Here is a 14,124-nt window from a genome sequence, read left to right on the forward strand (position 1 = left end):
ACCGTTGCATTGTAACTCGCAATAAAGCGAGCTTATGTATTGCAAAAGGTGATTCCATGCCGTCTGTGCATTCCCCCGATATGATGCTCCGCATCGAGGACATGGGAGTAACATACCCCGGCAACGTCCTGGCGCTGCGACCTACCACCGTCGAGTTCCACAAAGGTGAGTTTACGGTACTACTCGGCCTTTCGGGCGCGGGCAAATCGACCCTTCTGCGTTCACTCAATCATCTGGTGCAACCCACCACCGGCACGGTGATCTCGGCTGAGTTCGGCACCCTGAAGACCAGCAGGACGGTCCGCCGGCACCGATGTAGAACTGCCATGGTCTTTCAGCACCACCAACTCATCGAACGACATACCGCGCTCCAGAATGTACTCACAGGCCGGCTTGCCTACCACAGTACGTGGCGCAGCCTGTTTCCCCTACCGAGGGCGGAACTGGAGTACGCCTTGCGTTGCCTGGAGCGTGTTGGTCTTGGTGAAAAGGCCCTTGCGCGGGTGGATCAACTGTCTGGCGGCCAACAACAACGGGTGGGTATCGCCCGCGCCCTGGCGCAACAGCCGTCCATGATCCTCGCGGATGAGCCTGTCGCCAGTCTGGACCCCGCAACGTCCGAACGGGTACTCACACTCTTGCGCGATATCTGCCGGGAGGACGGTATCACCGCCGTAATGTCACTGCACCAGCTGGAGTACGCCCGGCGGTTTGCCGATCGCATCATCGGCCTGGCAAACGCCCGGATCGTATTCGATGCGGAACCGGCAAAGCTGGAGCAACACCATCTTGATGAGATCTACCACAGCGCGAGCGTTGCAGTTTCCGACCCCGGCAAGACCGCCGCGCAGCCCTCCCACCCTCAACCATCGAACCATCCCACCAAGCAACTGGAGATCGCCCAATGAAACCGTTATTCAACCTCGTGTTAGTGCTCTGCCTGATGATGGGAATGAACATGCAGGCCTCCGCAGCAGACCCCAACCCGGATCTGCTGAAGGTCGCCCTGCTCCCCGATGAAAATGCCTCTGAACTGATCAAGCGCAACCAGCCTCTGAAAGACTACCTGGAAAGCACCCTCGGGAAAGAAGTGGAACTGATCGTCACAACGGACTATTCGTCCATGATCGAAGCCATGCGCTTCGGCCGTATCGACCTTGGCTATTTCGGCCCACTGTCCTACGTGATGGCGAAGAGTAAAAGCGACATCGAGCCTTTCGCCGCCATGATTGTAGACGGCAAACCCACGTACCGTTCCATCCTCATCGCCAATGCGGACTCGGGCGTGAAGTCCTATGACGATATCAAGGGCAAGAAAATGGCCTATGGCGATCGCGCCTCCACCTCAAGCCACCTCATCCCCAAAACGGTGCTGCTTGAATCTGCCGGACTGGAAGCAGACAGGGACTATGAAGCCCACTTCGTCGGCAGCCACGATTCCGTTGCGGTGAACGTGGCCAACGGCAACGCTGAGGCCGGCGGCCTGTCGGAAGTCATCTTCCAGCATGTCATGGACCGCGGCCTGATTGATCGCGATAACGTCCGGATTCTTGGCTACAGCGGCGAGTTCCCACAGTATCCGTGGGCCATGCGGTCAAACCTGAACCCGGACCTCAAGGCAAAGATACGCGACGCCTTCATCAGCATTAATGACAAAGAAATCCTGAACAACCTTAAGGCCGAGGGGTTTGCCGCTATCGAGGATTCCGACTACGACGTGATCCGCAAGATGGGCGGCCTGCTCAACCTTGATTTCGCGAAGATGTAAGAGGCTTTATGACTCACACGACGACGGAACCGGCGGCCCTGTCGCCGGCTCCGTCGGCTTCCGTGCTGGACGAACACGCACGGGGCTGGCGGAGCAAGCTTTGGCAGGCAGGCCTGGTACTGGCGGTGGTCTTTTTCGCCAGCTGGTACGTGAACCTGCTCGACTTCCGCACCCTTGCTAACGGCGTCCCCGCGATCGCCACCCTGTTGCGAGAGTCACTACCACCTGATTTCACCAATGTGATGGACTGGATGTCGCCCCTGCTGGACACACTGGCGATGAGCATCGCCGGCACCGCGATTGCGGTTTCGGCCTCTGTGCCCCTGGCTTTTCTGGCGGCCCGAAACACCACGCCCCACCCTGCTGTGTTTCACCTGACCCGCACCCTGCTGAACGGCCTGCGTTCCGTACCGGAACTCATCATGGGCATTATTTTCGTCGCGGCCGTGGGTTTTGGCGCACTGCCAGGGGTACTGGCCCTTGGCCTGCATTCAATCGGTATGGTCGGCAAGTTCTTCGCAGAAGCCATAGAGCATGTGGATGAAGCCCCCGTTGAGGCCGCTGATGCCTCCGGAGCTACGCGTTTGCAAGTACTCTGGCACGCGGTTCTGCCGCAGGTGCTACCACAGTTTGCCGATGTGTCTATCTATCGCTGGGAATACAACTTTCGCGCCTCCACCGTCATGGGCATGGTCGGTGCCGGCGGTATCGGCTTCGAGCTCATGGGGTCGTTGCGCATCATGCAGTATCAGGAAGTCAGTGCCATCCTCATTGTCATACTGCTGATGGTAACGATGGTGGACAGCCTGAGCGGCCACCTCCGTAAGACATTCAAATAAGGACAGCGAATGAAACCAAGAGTTGTCATCACTCACCGGGTCCACGACAGTATACTTGCCAGCCTGGAGCCCCACTGCGAGCTGATCACTAACCAGTCTGCCGTCACCCTGCCACCGGATTCGGTGAGAGCTCGCGCGGCTACGGCCGATGCCATGATGGCGTTTATGCCAGATCGCGTTAGCGAGGAATTTCTGGTGGCCTGCCCCGACCTGAAAGTGATCGGCGCTGCCCTGAAGGGATTCGATAACTTTGACGTGGACGCCTGCACCCGTCACGGAGTCTGGCTGACCTTCGTGCCCGATTTGCTGACCGTGCCCACCGCCGAACTCACCGTTGGATTAACCATAGGCCTGATTCGCCAGATCCGGCCAGCAGACCAGTTCGTCCGTTCCGGAGAATTCCAGGGCTGGCAGCCTCAATTCTATGGCCTCGGCATTGAAGGCTCGACCATTGGTATTGTGGGCATGGGAGCCATCGGCAAAGCCGTGGCTACACGGCTCCAGGGCTGGGGCGCACGAATACTGTACTCACAACCGGAAAGCCTACCGGCTGCCGAAGAAGACGCCCTGGGCCTTTCCAGATCAGAGCTTGATGACCTGCTGGCCGAATCCGACATCGTCATACTGGCCCTGGCGCTTAATGAACATACCCTGCACACGCTCAACGCTGACCGCCTGCGCCAGATGAAACGCGGTAGTTTTCTAATCAATCCCTGCCGGGGTTCCGTCGTGGACGAGGCAGCCGTTCTGCAATCGCTGACGTACGGACATCTGGGTGGCTACGCGGCGGACGTGTTTGAAATGGAAGACTGGGCCAGACCGGACCGCCCGCAGCGGATTGATCCGGCACTGCTGGCCCACCCGAACACCCTGTTCACCGCACACACGGGCTCGGCCGTCAGGGACGTGAGATTTGCCATCGAACAGCGGGCAGCCGACAACATCCTTCAGGCGCTCAGAGGCCATCAGCCCCAGGACGCGGTCAACTCACCGCTCGAACCCAAGGGAACAGTATGCTGAACCTGGTCTGGCTCAAGAGTTTTATCACCCTCGTTCAGCACCGCAGTTTCCAGGCCGCCGCCAATCACCTCGGCATCGCCCAGCCCACCCTATCCCAGCACATTCAGAAACTGGAGGAGCAGCTGGACGTATTATTGATCCAACGCGGCAAGTCCGGTTGCGAACCCACCAGGGCGGCCCAGGCGCTGATGCCGTTCGCCCTAAGCATGTTACGCCTGGACCAACGCGCGCGGGAGGCGGTCACGGGAACAAGTCTGCGGGTAGGTGCCAGCTCCAACATCGGTATCTACATGCTGCAGCCTCACGTTCGCTCCTTCATGGACCGGAAGACCTCTCCGCACGTGGATCTGGTGATCGACAATAACCCCGCCATCGCACGACAGCTCACCAGCGGCGAATTGGATATCGCAGTCATGGAGTGGTGGCACCCCAAGCCCGGCTTCCAGGCCCGTGACTGGAAACAGGAGCCAGTGGTGTTGATTGTGCCGCCTGGCCACCCCTGTGCCGATATGACGCAGATCAACCGGGAAGCCCTGGCAGGAATGACGCTGCTGGGCGGCGAGCCAGGGACCGGCACTGGCCGTTTATTGGCTAATTTCTTTGGCGACGACGGGCCTTTTCCGGAGGTATCGATGCAACTGGGCAGTACCGAAGCTGTAAAGCAGGCGGTCAAGGCGGGGGTGGGTATTTCGCTGGTGTTGGCGGCTTCGGTCACTGACGAAGTGCGAGCAGGCACCCTGCGAGCCATCCCCGTCAGCGATCCCGGGCTTGCCAAGGAACTGGTGGTTATCTGCCCCGAGACGATTGCCCGGCATCCACCGGTCTCCAGCTTTGTCAGCCACCTATGCCACTGAGCGAGGCCCCCTGGCAAGTTATTACCAGGGCAGTTCCTCACCATTGCTGTGCCAGAAGGAGCCCGTGTTTTCCAGGTTAAGGCCCTCGATTCTCGCCGCCAAGCCCTTTGCTGACTCCTCGGGCGTAATCAGTCCGCCGAAATTCACCATACGGGTTTGCACATAACCGGGATGGAGCTGGGCCACCGCAATGCCCTTTGGCTTAAGGTCCATCGCCAGGGACTTGCCAAAGGCGTTCAGCGCCGCCTTGGACGCACGATAGCCATAGCGGCCGCCAGAGTCGTTGTCCGCGATGGAGCCCATCCGGCTGGTGATGTTGGCAATCTTACCGCCGTAAGGTATCTGGGACACCAGCGCTTCCGCCACCCTCAATGGCGCGTAAGCGTTGATTTCCATCTGGGTACGAATGGAATCGAAATCAATGCTGCCCAGTTTTTCATCCTGCAGCAGGCCGGCATTATTGATCAGCAGGTCGATCGACTGGCCCTTCACGCCGTCAATCAATGACTGAAGTCCACTTGCCGTGGTGACGTCAACAGATTCAATGACTCGAGTCGCCACCTCCTTGAGCTCGGGAGACGCTTCCCGACATACGCCAATCACGTCACAGCCTTCACCTGCATAGTGACGGGCCAACTCAAGCCCGATGCCGCGATTGGCCCCGGTAATCACAACGGTTCTTTGTTCAGGCATGACAGCCTCCTGTTATTGGGATAAAGGTCCGTTATACGGACTCACCACTGCAGTGTTCAACCCTCAAGTTGAGAGAAAAATCGCCGGGCACTGTCGTTAGCGGGAAAGATCATCTCGACCCGTAGCTCCGCCTGATAGTTGACTCTCGCGGGCAGCCCTTCCACTATTTGGGAAAACAATAAGGCAAAGCCCGTGACGCAGAGTTCTTTCAAGGTCGTTATATTTGGCGCTGGCAGTATCGGCTGTTACCTCGGAGGCAGGCTGCTTTCTTCCGGTGTGAACGTGGTCATGGTGGGCCGAAAGACCATGCAGGAGCGCCTTCGAACCTCCCCACTGACGGTCACTGACTATGAAGGGTTTCGCTTCCACAGCCAGTTGGCCGAGCATCAGTATGTGACCTCTGCCGAGGCGGCAGGCAACGCCGATCTTGTGCTGGTAACGGTCAAATCCGCCGCCACCTCCGAAGCCGGCAAACAGCTCGCGCCCTGGGTGAGCAAGGGCATACCGGTGGTCAGCCTGCAAAACGGAATCTCCAACGCAGAGCACCTCCAGGCCGCTATGCCCAACGCCAACGTATTGGCCGGGATGGTTCCATTCAACGTGCTGCAACAGGAGCCGGGGCATTTCCATCAAGGCACTCAGGGCCACCTGATGGCCGACCGGCACCCGTCACTGCAACCGGCCCTGCCCTGGTTTGAGCATGCCGGGCTCCCCCTGGAACTGCGGCGCGATATCGAATCGGTGATGTGGTCCAAGCTGTTACTCAATCTGAATAACCCGGTCAACGCCCTTTCTGGCGTTCCGCTGCTGGAAGAGCTCTCGCAAAGGGACTATCGCCGCTGCCTGGCAATGGCTCAGAGAGAGACGCTAGAGCTCCTTAAATCGGCAGGCATACCCACGGTAAAACTCACAGGCCTGCCTACCAAACTGATTCCTTCCGTGATGTCACTACCAGATTGGCTGTTTACCCGACTAGCCAAACGGATGCTCACCATCGATCCTGTTGCACGTTCCTCCATGTGGGAAGACCTCCAGGCCGGGCGCCCAACCGAAATTGACTGGATCAATGGCGAAGTGGTGAAACTGGCGGAAAAGCTGGGTACGGACGCACCGGTCAACCGCAAACTCGTGCGACTGATGCATCAACGGGAGGAAACGGAAAAAACCTGGGGTGCTTCTGAATTGCTGAATGAGCTCACCGATCACTCCAGACCATAACCTGCCGGTCAAAAGCGAACACATCGTTTCGAGAGGCCAGTCACACTCCAGCTCATCCCGCCGAAAAAGACAAAAAAACAGCCACTTCCGACCTGTTGCGCTGATCACAATTTGTGCAAGTTGCGAATGAATGGTGCCTCGCCAGGCACCATTCATCCCCAACAACGGAGACACAATAATGAACAAGATCCGACACTGTGACGAAAGAGACACCTCCTCCAAAGGCCATTCCCTGTTTCGACTCCTGGCGGTCACTGCGATGGCCATGGCTATGACAGGCTGCGGCCAGCTGGGACAACTGCTCAGCAATCCCCAGGTCTCTGATGCGGACAACGACCAGGTGATATTCCTGGGCGACTCAATCTTCGCCCTGTCCGGCAAGATCCAGGACGAACTGGAAGCCAAAGCCGGGGAAACCTTCCGCCGCTACACGGTCTCCGGCGCCGAACTCACCGGTGGGTTCCTCGCGCCCTCTGTTGTCGAGCAGTTCGCCACCGCACAGGAGGACAATCCCGACATCCGCACCATGGTTGGTAATGGCGGCGGTAACGACATCCTTATTCCGGCGATTGCCCTTGACCCATACAACTGCAAAACCCAGTGGTATCAGTTCGGCCGCCTCAGCAGCAAGTGCAAGGATCTGATCGATGATCTGTATGTGGACGGCGTGAACTATCTGAACGAATTGTCCGATGCGGGCGTGGAGAACGGCGTGCTGGTGGGTTACTACTACACCAAGAACGGCCTTTTCCGTCTTAAAAGCATGAAACAGGCGGTCGACTACGGCAACAAAATCCTCGCCAGGGCCTGCGAATATTCCACTCTCGACTGTACCTTCGTGGACCCAAGACAGGTGGTGACGGAGAGCGACATCATCTTCGATGGCATACACCCGGCCGATAGTGGCTCCCAAAAGATCGCAGAGTTGATCTGGCCGAAACTCCAGCCTTTGCTGTAACTCAACCAGGGGGCCGTCAACGACGTTGAAAGGCTCCCTGACAACCGGTGAACAGGAAAATACTTTGTGAAAACATCCCTTTGGCTTGCAGGGCTGGCCGTGGTGATTCTGGGCACGGCCGGCTTTATCCTTAGCCTGTCGACGACGCCCGTACAGCCTTTGACGTCCGAGACCTCGTCCACTCCGGTGCTGCCCGGCCAACCAGCTACATCACCGCCGGCCCAATCCCAGGGGCCATCAGCCCTGAGCAATGAAGACCTTGCAAAGCTCTCCGCGTACGAGCAATGGCTGGAAGACAACCGGCTGCTGTTGCAGGGCATGCCCATGCTCGAACGCCAGACAGCGCTCTGGGAAAAACGGGAGGCACTGTTCGGTGACGAGGCCAGCCGTATATGGGGCGAGCGGGAGTCTCCCATGCATGCGAATCAGGACGCCTTTCAGGCGGAACTGCAGCGACTGGACCAAGCCCACGAAATCACCCCGGAAGAAACCGCGCACCAGCTTAAAACCTCCGTAGAACAACTTTACAACAACGATATGGCCCGACGGCTTATTGGCCCGGACGTGATGGCTCGCACCCTGTTCAGCCTCGACGCTGTTCAGAGCCACCTCCACACCTTATCGGCAGACGCTCGCCAGGAACGCATCAACAGCCTGCGCCGCCAGATGGGCTATCCGGAAGAAGCCATCAGCCGCCTTTCAAAGCAGGACCAGCAACGCAACGAACGCTGGCAAAATGGCAAAGCCTACATGGCCGAACGAAACCAACTTGCCCGGCGCTATTCCGGAGATCAACTGGATAAAGCGCTGGACGATTTGCGTGCAGAACACTTCGGGCGCTCTGCCAAAACCATTGCCCTTGAGGAACGGGACGGATTCTTCCGGTTTGAGCGAGAGCGGCGATTTGGGGTTAACTGAAATCCGCAATCACAATCGGTGAACGTTTCGTGACGGATCATAACGAGTCGGCTTCTCAGCCACTTTTCCATTCAACGATGCTTTGAAGAAATCCAGAACTTTCGCGTTCTTTAACGGCGACTCCTCAAAGTAGGCGTGGGAATCCCCGACATGAGGCTGGCTGGTAACGTCGATATAGGTCGCCACCCTGGAATCCAGCCGGCGCAGGTAATGGCCAAGCCGGGCTTTCTGCTGTTCGCCCATTTTCAGGCGTGAGGCCTTTAGTGCTCCGTCGTTTTCGTTGATGGTGATATAGAGACGATTGCGGTAGGGAATTCGGTCCACCCACTCGGCGTGGTTCTCATTATTGGTGTCCGCGGCCACCATCACAACGTTATCGAACAACAGCCGATCTCCGCTGTACACCGAACTCCCGAGCAAATGCTTGTAGAGATAGTTCCCCATGCTGTGCAACATCAGATTCACAGTGAACGGGCAGTGCTTCTCGACTTCCTTCGCAAAGTAGCGGTCCCACGCGGCGGCGTTGTCTGCAAACCGGGCTTCCGCACGCGCCTCCAGATCCATCACGTACTGCGCATGAAAGTCGCTCACCAGGGCTTCCAGCTTCTCCAGCACGCGATTGAATGCCCCTACCGAGGCGAGGGCGTCCCGCTTGTCGCTCTTGTAGCTGAGCACGCCGTGCAACCCTCCACCATTGGCGGGCCAACTGAACACAATGACTTCAACGCCGAAGTTCTGCTCCAGCCTTTCGGCACGATCAAGCACATCAGTCATATCGTTGTTGTAACCATGAACAAACAACAGCAGGTTTCTTCCGTTCGGGCGCGCACCAGCGCCGTGGCCGGATCTCTCGATCAGTTTGCGGGCCACGTAGGCGCTCGCCGGGTAGGTATTGTCGGGATTAAGATCGACACTCTTCGCCATTTGCGGTGTGATCTGGTCAGGCAGGATATCAATATGCCAGCGGTTTCGCCGGCGGGATGCCTCCGCCAGCCGCAACTCGTTGGGGCCTTCAATGGGTTTACTGCCAAAGGCCTCACTCTCTGTGTGTTTGCTTTCATCGACGGTTCTATTGGTTACGATATACATGGAGCAGATTCCTTTATGCTTCCATGCCACGGAACGACTTGGTGGCCACTACTGATAGGAAGTAACGAAAAGTTCCCTGACGGCCGCCCTACAACCCCCTATGATGAACGGCATCAGAATTCAATCGCACGGTGGGAATGTTGCTACCCAACACCTAATTAATTAGCAAACTGAACTAAAATGTCAAATCACCACACGGCCCCGGAATCTTGCCCATGCTGATCTACACTCTCTGCGCGATTTCCGTGATTGCCGCCTCGGTTTTCTATCTGTTTTTCTACCGCAACTGGCGTCGCGAGAGACAGCTTCAAACTCCCTTTCCGGAGAACTGGCGCGCGACGCTCGAGTCCCAGGTGCCCCTATTCCCCGGGTTGCCGGCCAAGCTGAAACGACAACTGGAACAGCATGTACAGTTGTTCCTGGCGGAGAAATCCTTTTACGGCTGCGATGGGTTCGAGGCGGACGACACCGTACGCCTGACCATCGCGGGACATGCCTGCCTGCTCATCATGAACCGCAGCTATTCCGACTTCGACGACATCCGCAGTATCCTGGTCTATCCGGATGCCTATCGTGTCAGGGATATTGAGCATGATGGCCTGGTGGTGAGCGAGAGTAACGAGATTCGCGCCGGCGAAGCCTCAAGTTATGGACAGGTGGTTCTGGCCTGGACACAGTGCGAGGAAGGTGCCGTCAATCCTGCTGGGCACCACAACGTCATTCTTCACGAATTCGCCCACCAGCTGGACTATCTGGACGGCACTGCGGACGGCGCTCCGCCACTTAGCGGCGAACAGGCAAGACATTGGCAGGAAACGATGACTCAGGCCTATGAACACTTGAGACAGTCGCTTCAACATCACCAGAAGCCCTGGCTGGACCCATACGGCGCCACCGAACCCGCCGAGTTTTTTGCAGTGCTGACGGAAGCCTTTTACCAACAACCGGAGCACCTGAAAGCGGAACAGCCGGAAGTCTACGAAGCGCTGCAACGGTTTTACCGATTAGACACGGAGGCAATATCCCATGGAGAACGGCGATAAGACAAAGCGTGAGGAGTCGGGAGCAGACAACAACTCCCAGAACAGTCAGGCGCTGATTGACGCCATCAACATGCGCAGCATGTCGCTTATCACACTCACAAGTATCGCAACCCTTTATTTTATTGACTGGGCCCAGGCGGTTCTTTTGCCACTGGTGGTGGCGGTGTTAATCAGCTACGCCCTCGAACCCCTTGTCGCCACAATCAATCGGTTGAGAGTACCCCGCCCCCTGGCGGCGGCTGTGGTGTTGATTCTGCTTATCGGTATCATTGCCGGAGCCAGTATTCCCCTGAAGCAGGAAGCCATGGCTATGCTGGACAAGATACCGGTGGCCATCGAACAGTTTCAGCAGAATGAAGCCAGCCGCCCCAAGGACGGGGAAAGCATGATGGAAAAAGCGCAATCCGCCGCAAAGAAAATTGAAGCCACCGCCAGCCCCGATCAGGGCAACGAAGACGCCTCCCGATCGGGTGCAACGCCCGTGCGCGTGGTGGACGAACCCCTCGAGATCAAAGATTACGTACTTCAGGGTTCCCCGGCAGCGCTGGTGCTGATTTCCCAGTGCTTCTCGGCGTTGTTGCTGGTGTATTTCGTGCTCGCCATTGGCTCGCTGTACAGACGCAAGATCGTCAAAATATCCGGGCCATCCTTCGCACGAATGCGTAAAGCCGCCCGAATCATGAACGAGTTCCATCGCAGCGTACGACAGTTCCTGTTTGTGATGTTTGTAGGTGCCGTATTTGTGGGCGTGCTGACCTGGCTGGCGTTTTTGGCACTGGGCGTTGAACAGGCCGGCTTTTGGGGTGTTTTGGCAGGCGTCGCCAGTGCCGTGCCGTACCTGGGTCCGTTCCTGGTGCTTATGGGTACAGGTGTGGCCGCCTTTATCCAGTTTGGCGAATTGGAGATGTCGATCATTGTTGCCGGCACGTCGCTGGCCATCACCAGCGTTCAGGGCTATCTGCTGACGCCCTGGCTCACCAGCCATATCTCCAGCCTCAACGCGGTTGCCATCTTTATCGGCCTGCTGTTCTGGGGCTGGCTCTGGGGACCCGTAGGCCTCGTGGTTGCCACTCCAATCCTGATGATCGTCAAGTCATTGTGCGACCATGTCGTTAATTTACGCCCGGTCGGTGAACTGCTAGGAAAATAGACGCCCCATTCACTCATTCATCGCTTAATAACAACAAAGGAGACACACGATGTTCGACAGTGAAATCCCCCTGATGGATATGTTGTTCCGACTTTTGGCCGCGGCTGGGCTGGCCCTGTTACTGGGGCTGGAAAGGGAATTGAGAGGCAAAGCCGCAGGCCTGCGCTCCCACATGCTAGTGTCATTGGGGGCCTCGGCCTTCATTATGATGGGGATTCATATCCTGTTCGCCACTGCCGAAGGCGACCCCTCGGCACGAATCGATCCCACGCGGATCGTTGAGGGCGTCATCGGCGGCATCGGTTTTCTGGGTGCTGGCAGCATTATTCAGAGCCGTGGCAGTATTCAGGGTATTACCACTGGTGCATCCATCTGGACAGCGGGCGCAGTTGGCGTTGCGTGCGGCATCGGCAACCTCGCCCTGGCCGGCATGGTCACGGCGCTGGCGCTGATCATCATGGTGGTTCTTGGCCGGTTCGAGCACGAAGTCATTAACGATAATTAGGTCATTAACGATAATTAGGCCATTGACGATCACTGATCCGGCCAAAACCGGAGGTCAGAACGCAGCTGTCGACAGCCCGGCCACCCACTGGATCATTGGCGAGGGATAAACACCCAGCACCAGGATCAACACGGCCACGACCAGCAGCGTCAGCCCACCAATGCGGTTACCCCAGTCGTTGGTGGCGTCCATCCGGCGCATGCCGGGTTCCGGCAGGTACAGGGTCACCATCACTCTCAGGTAGTAGAACAGGCCAATGGCACTGCCTGCGACGATACCGCCCACCAGCCACCAGCGGTTTTCAGCAACCCCCAGTGCCAATACATAGAACTTGCCGATAAACCCCGCCGTGAGCGGGATGCCAGCCAGGGACAGGAAGCTCACGGTCATCACGGCTGCCAGCCATGGACGGCGCCAGAACAGCCCACGGTAATAGTGCAGTCCGGCGGCATCTTCACCACTGAATGGGCTGGACAGCTGGGTAACCACGCCGAAGGCTGCCAGTGTGGTGACAAGGTAGGTCACCAGATAAACCCCCACGGTTTCTACTGCCAGTGCCCCACCTGCAACGATAGCCACCATCAGGTAGCCAAAATGGGCAATGGAGGAATAGCCAAGCAGTCGCTTCAGGTTGGATTGGAACAACGCCAACAGGTTGCCCCACAACATGGTGATCAGGGCCAGCAGTGTTATCAGCGTGTTCAACCAGTCGCTGTTAAACACCGGCGCAACGGTCACCAGACGCAGTAACAGCACGAACACCGCCAACTTGCTGACCGTGGCGAGGAAAATGGTGGCCGGCGCAGGCCCACCCTGGTATACGTCCGGCGTCCAGAGATGAAAGGGAACAATGGAGAGCTTGAAACCAAGCCCCACCAGCATCAACACAGCCCCAGCCAGCGTCCACGCATCGGAGGTGTTTGCCAGCCCCGTCGCCAGGCCCGCCAGGTCGAGATGCCCGGTACGGGCATAGATCAACGCCATGCCAAACAACAGGAACGCCGTCGCGGCCGCAGACAGAACCAGGTACTTGATGCCGGCTTCCAGAGACCGTTCTGCCCGAAAGCTATAGGCCAACATGCCGTAGAGGGGCATCGACAGCAGCTCCAGGCTGATGAACAGGGTCGCCAGATGGTCGCTGGCCACCAGCCCCAGTGCCCCGGTCACCGCACACAAGAGCAACAGGTAAAACTCTTCCTTGGGGCCGATGTAACCGGTGAGGTAATGATGACTCAGGGCGACCGTGACCAGCGCACACAGGAGCACCAGCACGCTGCCCATTAACGCCAGCCCATCCATAGTCATCAGTGGCGGCGATGACAATGCTGTGGAGGCCACAGGCACGCAGGCCAGAGCCAATACCAGCCCAACGGCCGAAACCAACGCCGTGGCACCATGGTGCCGCTGCCAGGCTACGCCAAGCATGACGATCACCGCGGTGGCACCAACGACGATCAGTGGTATGAGTGCAACCAGATTTGCCAGGGTCAGCATCAGTTCACCTCCCCTGCGCGGCTGGCCAGTTCTGCCCCGGCTTGCTCAAACAGCTCGGCAGCCGGGCCCGCTATCGGGGCGGTAATGTCGAGTATTGGCTGAGGATAGAGCCCCACCATCACCGTCAGCACAAGCAGCACCAACATCATGCCGTATTCTCTCGCGTCCGGCCCTCTCAGGGCGCCCTGGCGGTATTCCGGGCCATAATGCACCCGCTGCATCAGCAGCAGGGAGTATATCGCCGCCAGCACCAGCCCCAAGCTGGCAATCACCACCACGACCGGCGCGCTGGGGAAGGTGCCAAACAGCACCATGAATTCACCCACGAAATTGGCGGTGGCAGGCATACCCAGGGAGGCGGCAACGAAACACAGGGTAAAACCGGGCAGCACCGGGATTCGACCCCATAAGCCGCCCATGATCCGCATGTCACGGGTGTGAATGCGCTCATACAGTTGGCCGCTGAGAATAAACAGCCCGGCACTGGAGAAGGCATGGGCCACCATGAGGATGATCGCACCCTGAATCGCCAGTTCCGAGCCTGAATACAAGGCAATCAGCACGAAGCCCATGTG

15 protein-coding genes are annotated in these 14,124 nt (G+C 58.0%); 11 read left to right on the forward strand and 4 right to left on the reverse strand.

The genetic code is table 11. From position 1 onward, the window contains the following. Positions 1–56: 56 nt before the first annotated feature. The 5 genes from phnC to B3M52_RS11970 are packed head-to-tail and all read left to right on the forward strand — an operon-like array spanning position 57 to position 4,481. On the forward strand, positions 57–908 hold the full coding sequence (phnC, locus tag B3M52_RS11950) for a phosphonate ABC transporter ATP-binding protein (protein WP_075195886.1): 852 nt from the start codon (positions 57–59) through the stop codon (positions 906–908). Further along, a complete protein-coding gene (gene phnD / locus B3M52_RS11955; RefSeq protein ID WP_036204430.1) occupies positions 905–1,768 on the forward strand; it encodes a phosphate/phosphite/phosphonate ABC transporter substrate-binding protein in 864 nt (287 codons plus the stop codon). Before phnC ends, phnD begins: the two co-directional genes overlap by 4 nt. An 8-nt stretch (positions 1,769–1,776) precedes the next feature. Beyond that, entirely contained in the window at positions 1,777–2,607 is an 831-nt protein-coding gene (gene phnE, locus B3M52_RS11960) for a phosphonate ABC transporter, permease protein PhnE (protein ID WP_075195887.1), read from the forward strand. Between the two features lie 9 nt (positions 2,608–2,616). Then, positions 2,617–3,627 (forward strand): phosphonate dehydrogenase, encoded by a 1,011-nt coding sequence (locus B3M52_RS11965; RefSeq protein WP_075195888.1) that lies wholly within the window; start codon positions 2,617–2,619, stop codon positions 3,625–3,627. Beyond that, complete coding sequence (locus tag B3M52_RS11970; protein WP_075195889.1) at positions 3,621–4,481, forward strand: LysR family transcriptional regulator; 861 nt, start codon at positions 3,621–3,623, stop codon at positions 4,479–4,481. Before B3M52_RS11965 ends, B3M52_RS11970 begins: the two co-directional genes overlap by 7 nt. 21 nt (positions 4,482–4,502) lie before the next feature. Here B3M52_RS11970 and B3M52_RS11975 read toward each other — a convergent pair whose 3' ends face one another. Continuing rightward, complete coding sequence (locus B3M52_RS11975; RefSeq protein WP_075195890.1) at positions 4,503–5,174, reverse strand: SDR family oxidoreductase; 672 nt, start codon at positions 5,172–5,174, stop codon at positions 4,503–4,505. Between the two features lie 192 nt (positions 5,175–5,366). On the opposite strand from B3M52_RS11975, the gene B3M52_RS11980 reads away from it, so the two are divergent. The 3 genes from B3M52_RS11980 to B3M52_RS11990 all read left to right on the forward strand — a co-directional run bounded on the left by B3M52_RS11980 (position 5,367) and on the right by B3M52_RS11990 (position 8,268). Continuing rightward, a complete protein-coding gene (locus tag B3M52_RS11980; protein ID WP_075195891.1) occupies positions 5,367–6,392 on the forward strand; it encodes a 2-dehydropantoate 2-reductase in 1,026 nt (341 codons plus the stop codon). 178 nt (positions 6,393–6,570) lie between these two features. Then, on the forward strand, positions 6,571–7,350 hold the full coding sequence (locus B3M52_RS11985) for an SGNH/GDSL hydrolase family protein (protein WP_036204420.1): 780 nt from the start codon (positions 6,571–6,573) through the stop codon (positions 7,348–7,350). A gap of 66 nt (positions 7,351–7,416) precedes the next feature. After that, positions 7,417–8,268 (forward strand): lipase secretion chaperone, encoded by an 852-nt coding sequence (locus B3M52_RS11990; RefSeq protein ID WP_075195892.1) that lies wholly within the window; start codon positions 7,417–7,419, stop codon positions 8,266–8,268. Positions 8,269–8,277: 9 nt separating this feature from the next. On the opposite strand, the gene B3M52_RS11995 is transcribed toward B3M52_RS11990, so the two are convergent. Further along, positions 8,278–9,357 (reverse strand): alpha/beta hydrolase, encoded by a 1,080-nt coding sequence (locus tag B3M52_RS11995; protein ID WP_036204418.1) that lies wholly within the window; start codon positions 9,355–9,357, stop codon positions 8,278–8,280. A gap of 215 nt (positions 9,358–9,572) precedes the next feature. Here B3M52_RS11995 and B3M52_RS12000 point away from each other — a divergent pair, with 215 nt between their 5' ends. The 3 genes from B3M52_RS12000 to B3M52_RS12010 are packed head-to-tail and all read left to right on the forward strand — an operon-like array spanning position 9,573 to position 12,055. After that, on the forward strand, positions 9,573–10,400 hold the full coding sequence (locus tag B3M52_RS12000; protein WP_075195893.1) for a zinc-dependent peptidase: 828 nt from the start codon (positions 9,573–9,575) through the stop codon (positions 10,398–10,400). Then, positions 10,384–11,550, forward strand: a complete 1,167-nt coding sequence (locus B3M52_RS12005; protein ID WP_036204413.1) for an AI-2E family transporter — start codon at positions 10,384–10,386, stop codon at positions 11,548–11,550. The genes B3M52_RS12000 and B3M52_RS12005 overlap by 17 nt, the downstream gene beginning before the upstream one ends. A gap of 49 nt (positions 11,551–11,599) precedes the next feature. Beyond that, entirely contained in the window at positions 11,600–12,055 is a 456-nt protein-coding gene (locus tag B3M52_RS12010) for an MgtC/SapB family protein (RefSeq protein WP_075195894.1), read from the forward strand. A gap of 54 nt (positions 12,056–12,109) precedes the next feature. Here B3M52_RS12010 and nuoN read toward each other — a convergent pair whose 3' ends face one another. Together nuoN and B3M52_RS12020 are read right to left on the reverse strand one after the other, a co-directional pair. Next, positions 12,110–13,549: an NADH-quinone oxidoreductase subunit NuoN gene (gene nuoN / locus B3M52_RS12015; protein WP_075195895.1), complete on the reverse strand. Its 1,440-nt coding sequence runs from the start codon at positions 13,547–13,549 to the stop codon at positions 12,110–12,112. Further along, positions 13,549–14,124: proton-conducting transporter membrane subunit (locus B3M52_RS12020; protein ID WP_286749626.1), on the reverse strand; the 576-nt coding region annotated here is incomplete at its 5' end. The genes B3M52_RS12020 and nuoN, both read right to left, overlap by 1 nt.

The sequence above is a fragment of the Marinobacter sp. UBA2688 genome, from assembly GCF_002352785.1.
Classification (GTDB): domain Bacteria; phylum Pseudomonadota; class Gammaproteobacteria; order Pseudomonadales; family Oleiphilaceae; genus Marinobacter; species Marinobacter salarius.

Bases quoted from the DNA above. Each gene is read 5' to 3' on its own strand.
- phnC (WP_075195886.1), top strand. From the start codon at position 57: ATGCCGTCTGTGCATTCCCCCGATATGATGCTCCGCATCGAGGACATG.
- phnD (WP_036204430.1), top strand. From the start codon at position 905: ATGAAACCGTTATTCAACCTCGTGTTAGTGCTCTGCCTGATGATGGGA.
- phnE (WP_075195887.1), top strand. From the start codon at position 1,777: ATGACTCACACGACGACGGAACCGGCGGCCCTGTCGCCGGCTCCGTCG.
- B3M52_RS11965 (WP_075195888.1), top strand. From the start codon at position 2,617: ATGAAACCAAGAGTTGTCATCACTCACCGGGTCCACGACAGTATACTT.
- B3M52_RS11970 (WP_075195889.1), top strand. From the start codon at position 3,621: ATGCTGAACCTGGTCTGGCTCAAGAGTTTTATCACCCTCGTTCAGCAC.
- B3M52_RS11975 (WP_075195890.1), bottom strand. From the start codon at position 5,174: ATGCCTGAACAAAGAACCGTTGTGATTACCGGGGCCAATCGCGGCATC.
- B3M52_RS11985 (WP_036204420.1), top strand. From the start codon at position 6,571: ATGAACAAGATCCGACACTGTGACGAAAGAGACACCTCCTCCAAAGGC.
- B3M52_RS11995 (WP_036204418.1), bottom strand. From the start codon at position 9,357: ATGTATATCGTAACCAATAGAACCGTCGATGAAAGCAAACACACAGAG.
- B3M52_RS12000 (WP_075195893.1), top strand. From the start codon at position 9,573: ATGCTGATCTACACTCTCTGCGCGATTTCCGTGATTGCCGCCTCGGTT.
- B3M52_RS12005 (WP_036204413.1), top strand. From the start codon at position 10,384: ATGGAGAACGGCGATAAGACAAAGCGTGAGGAGTCGGGAGCAGACAAC.
- B3M52_RS12010 (WP_075195894.1), top strand. From the start codon at position 11,600: ATGTTCGACAGTGAAATCCCCCTGATGGATATGTTGTTCCGACTTTTG.
- nuoN (WP_075195895.1), bottom strand. From the start codon at position 13,549: ATGCTGACCCTGGCAAATCTGGTTGCACTCATACCACTGATCGTCGTT.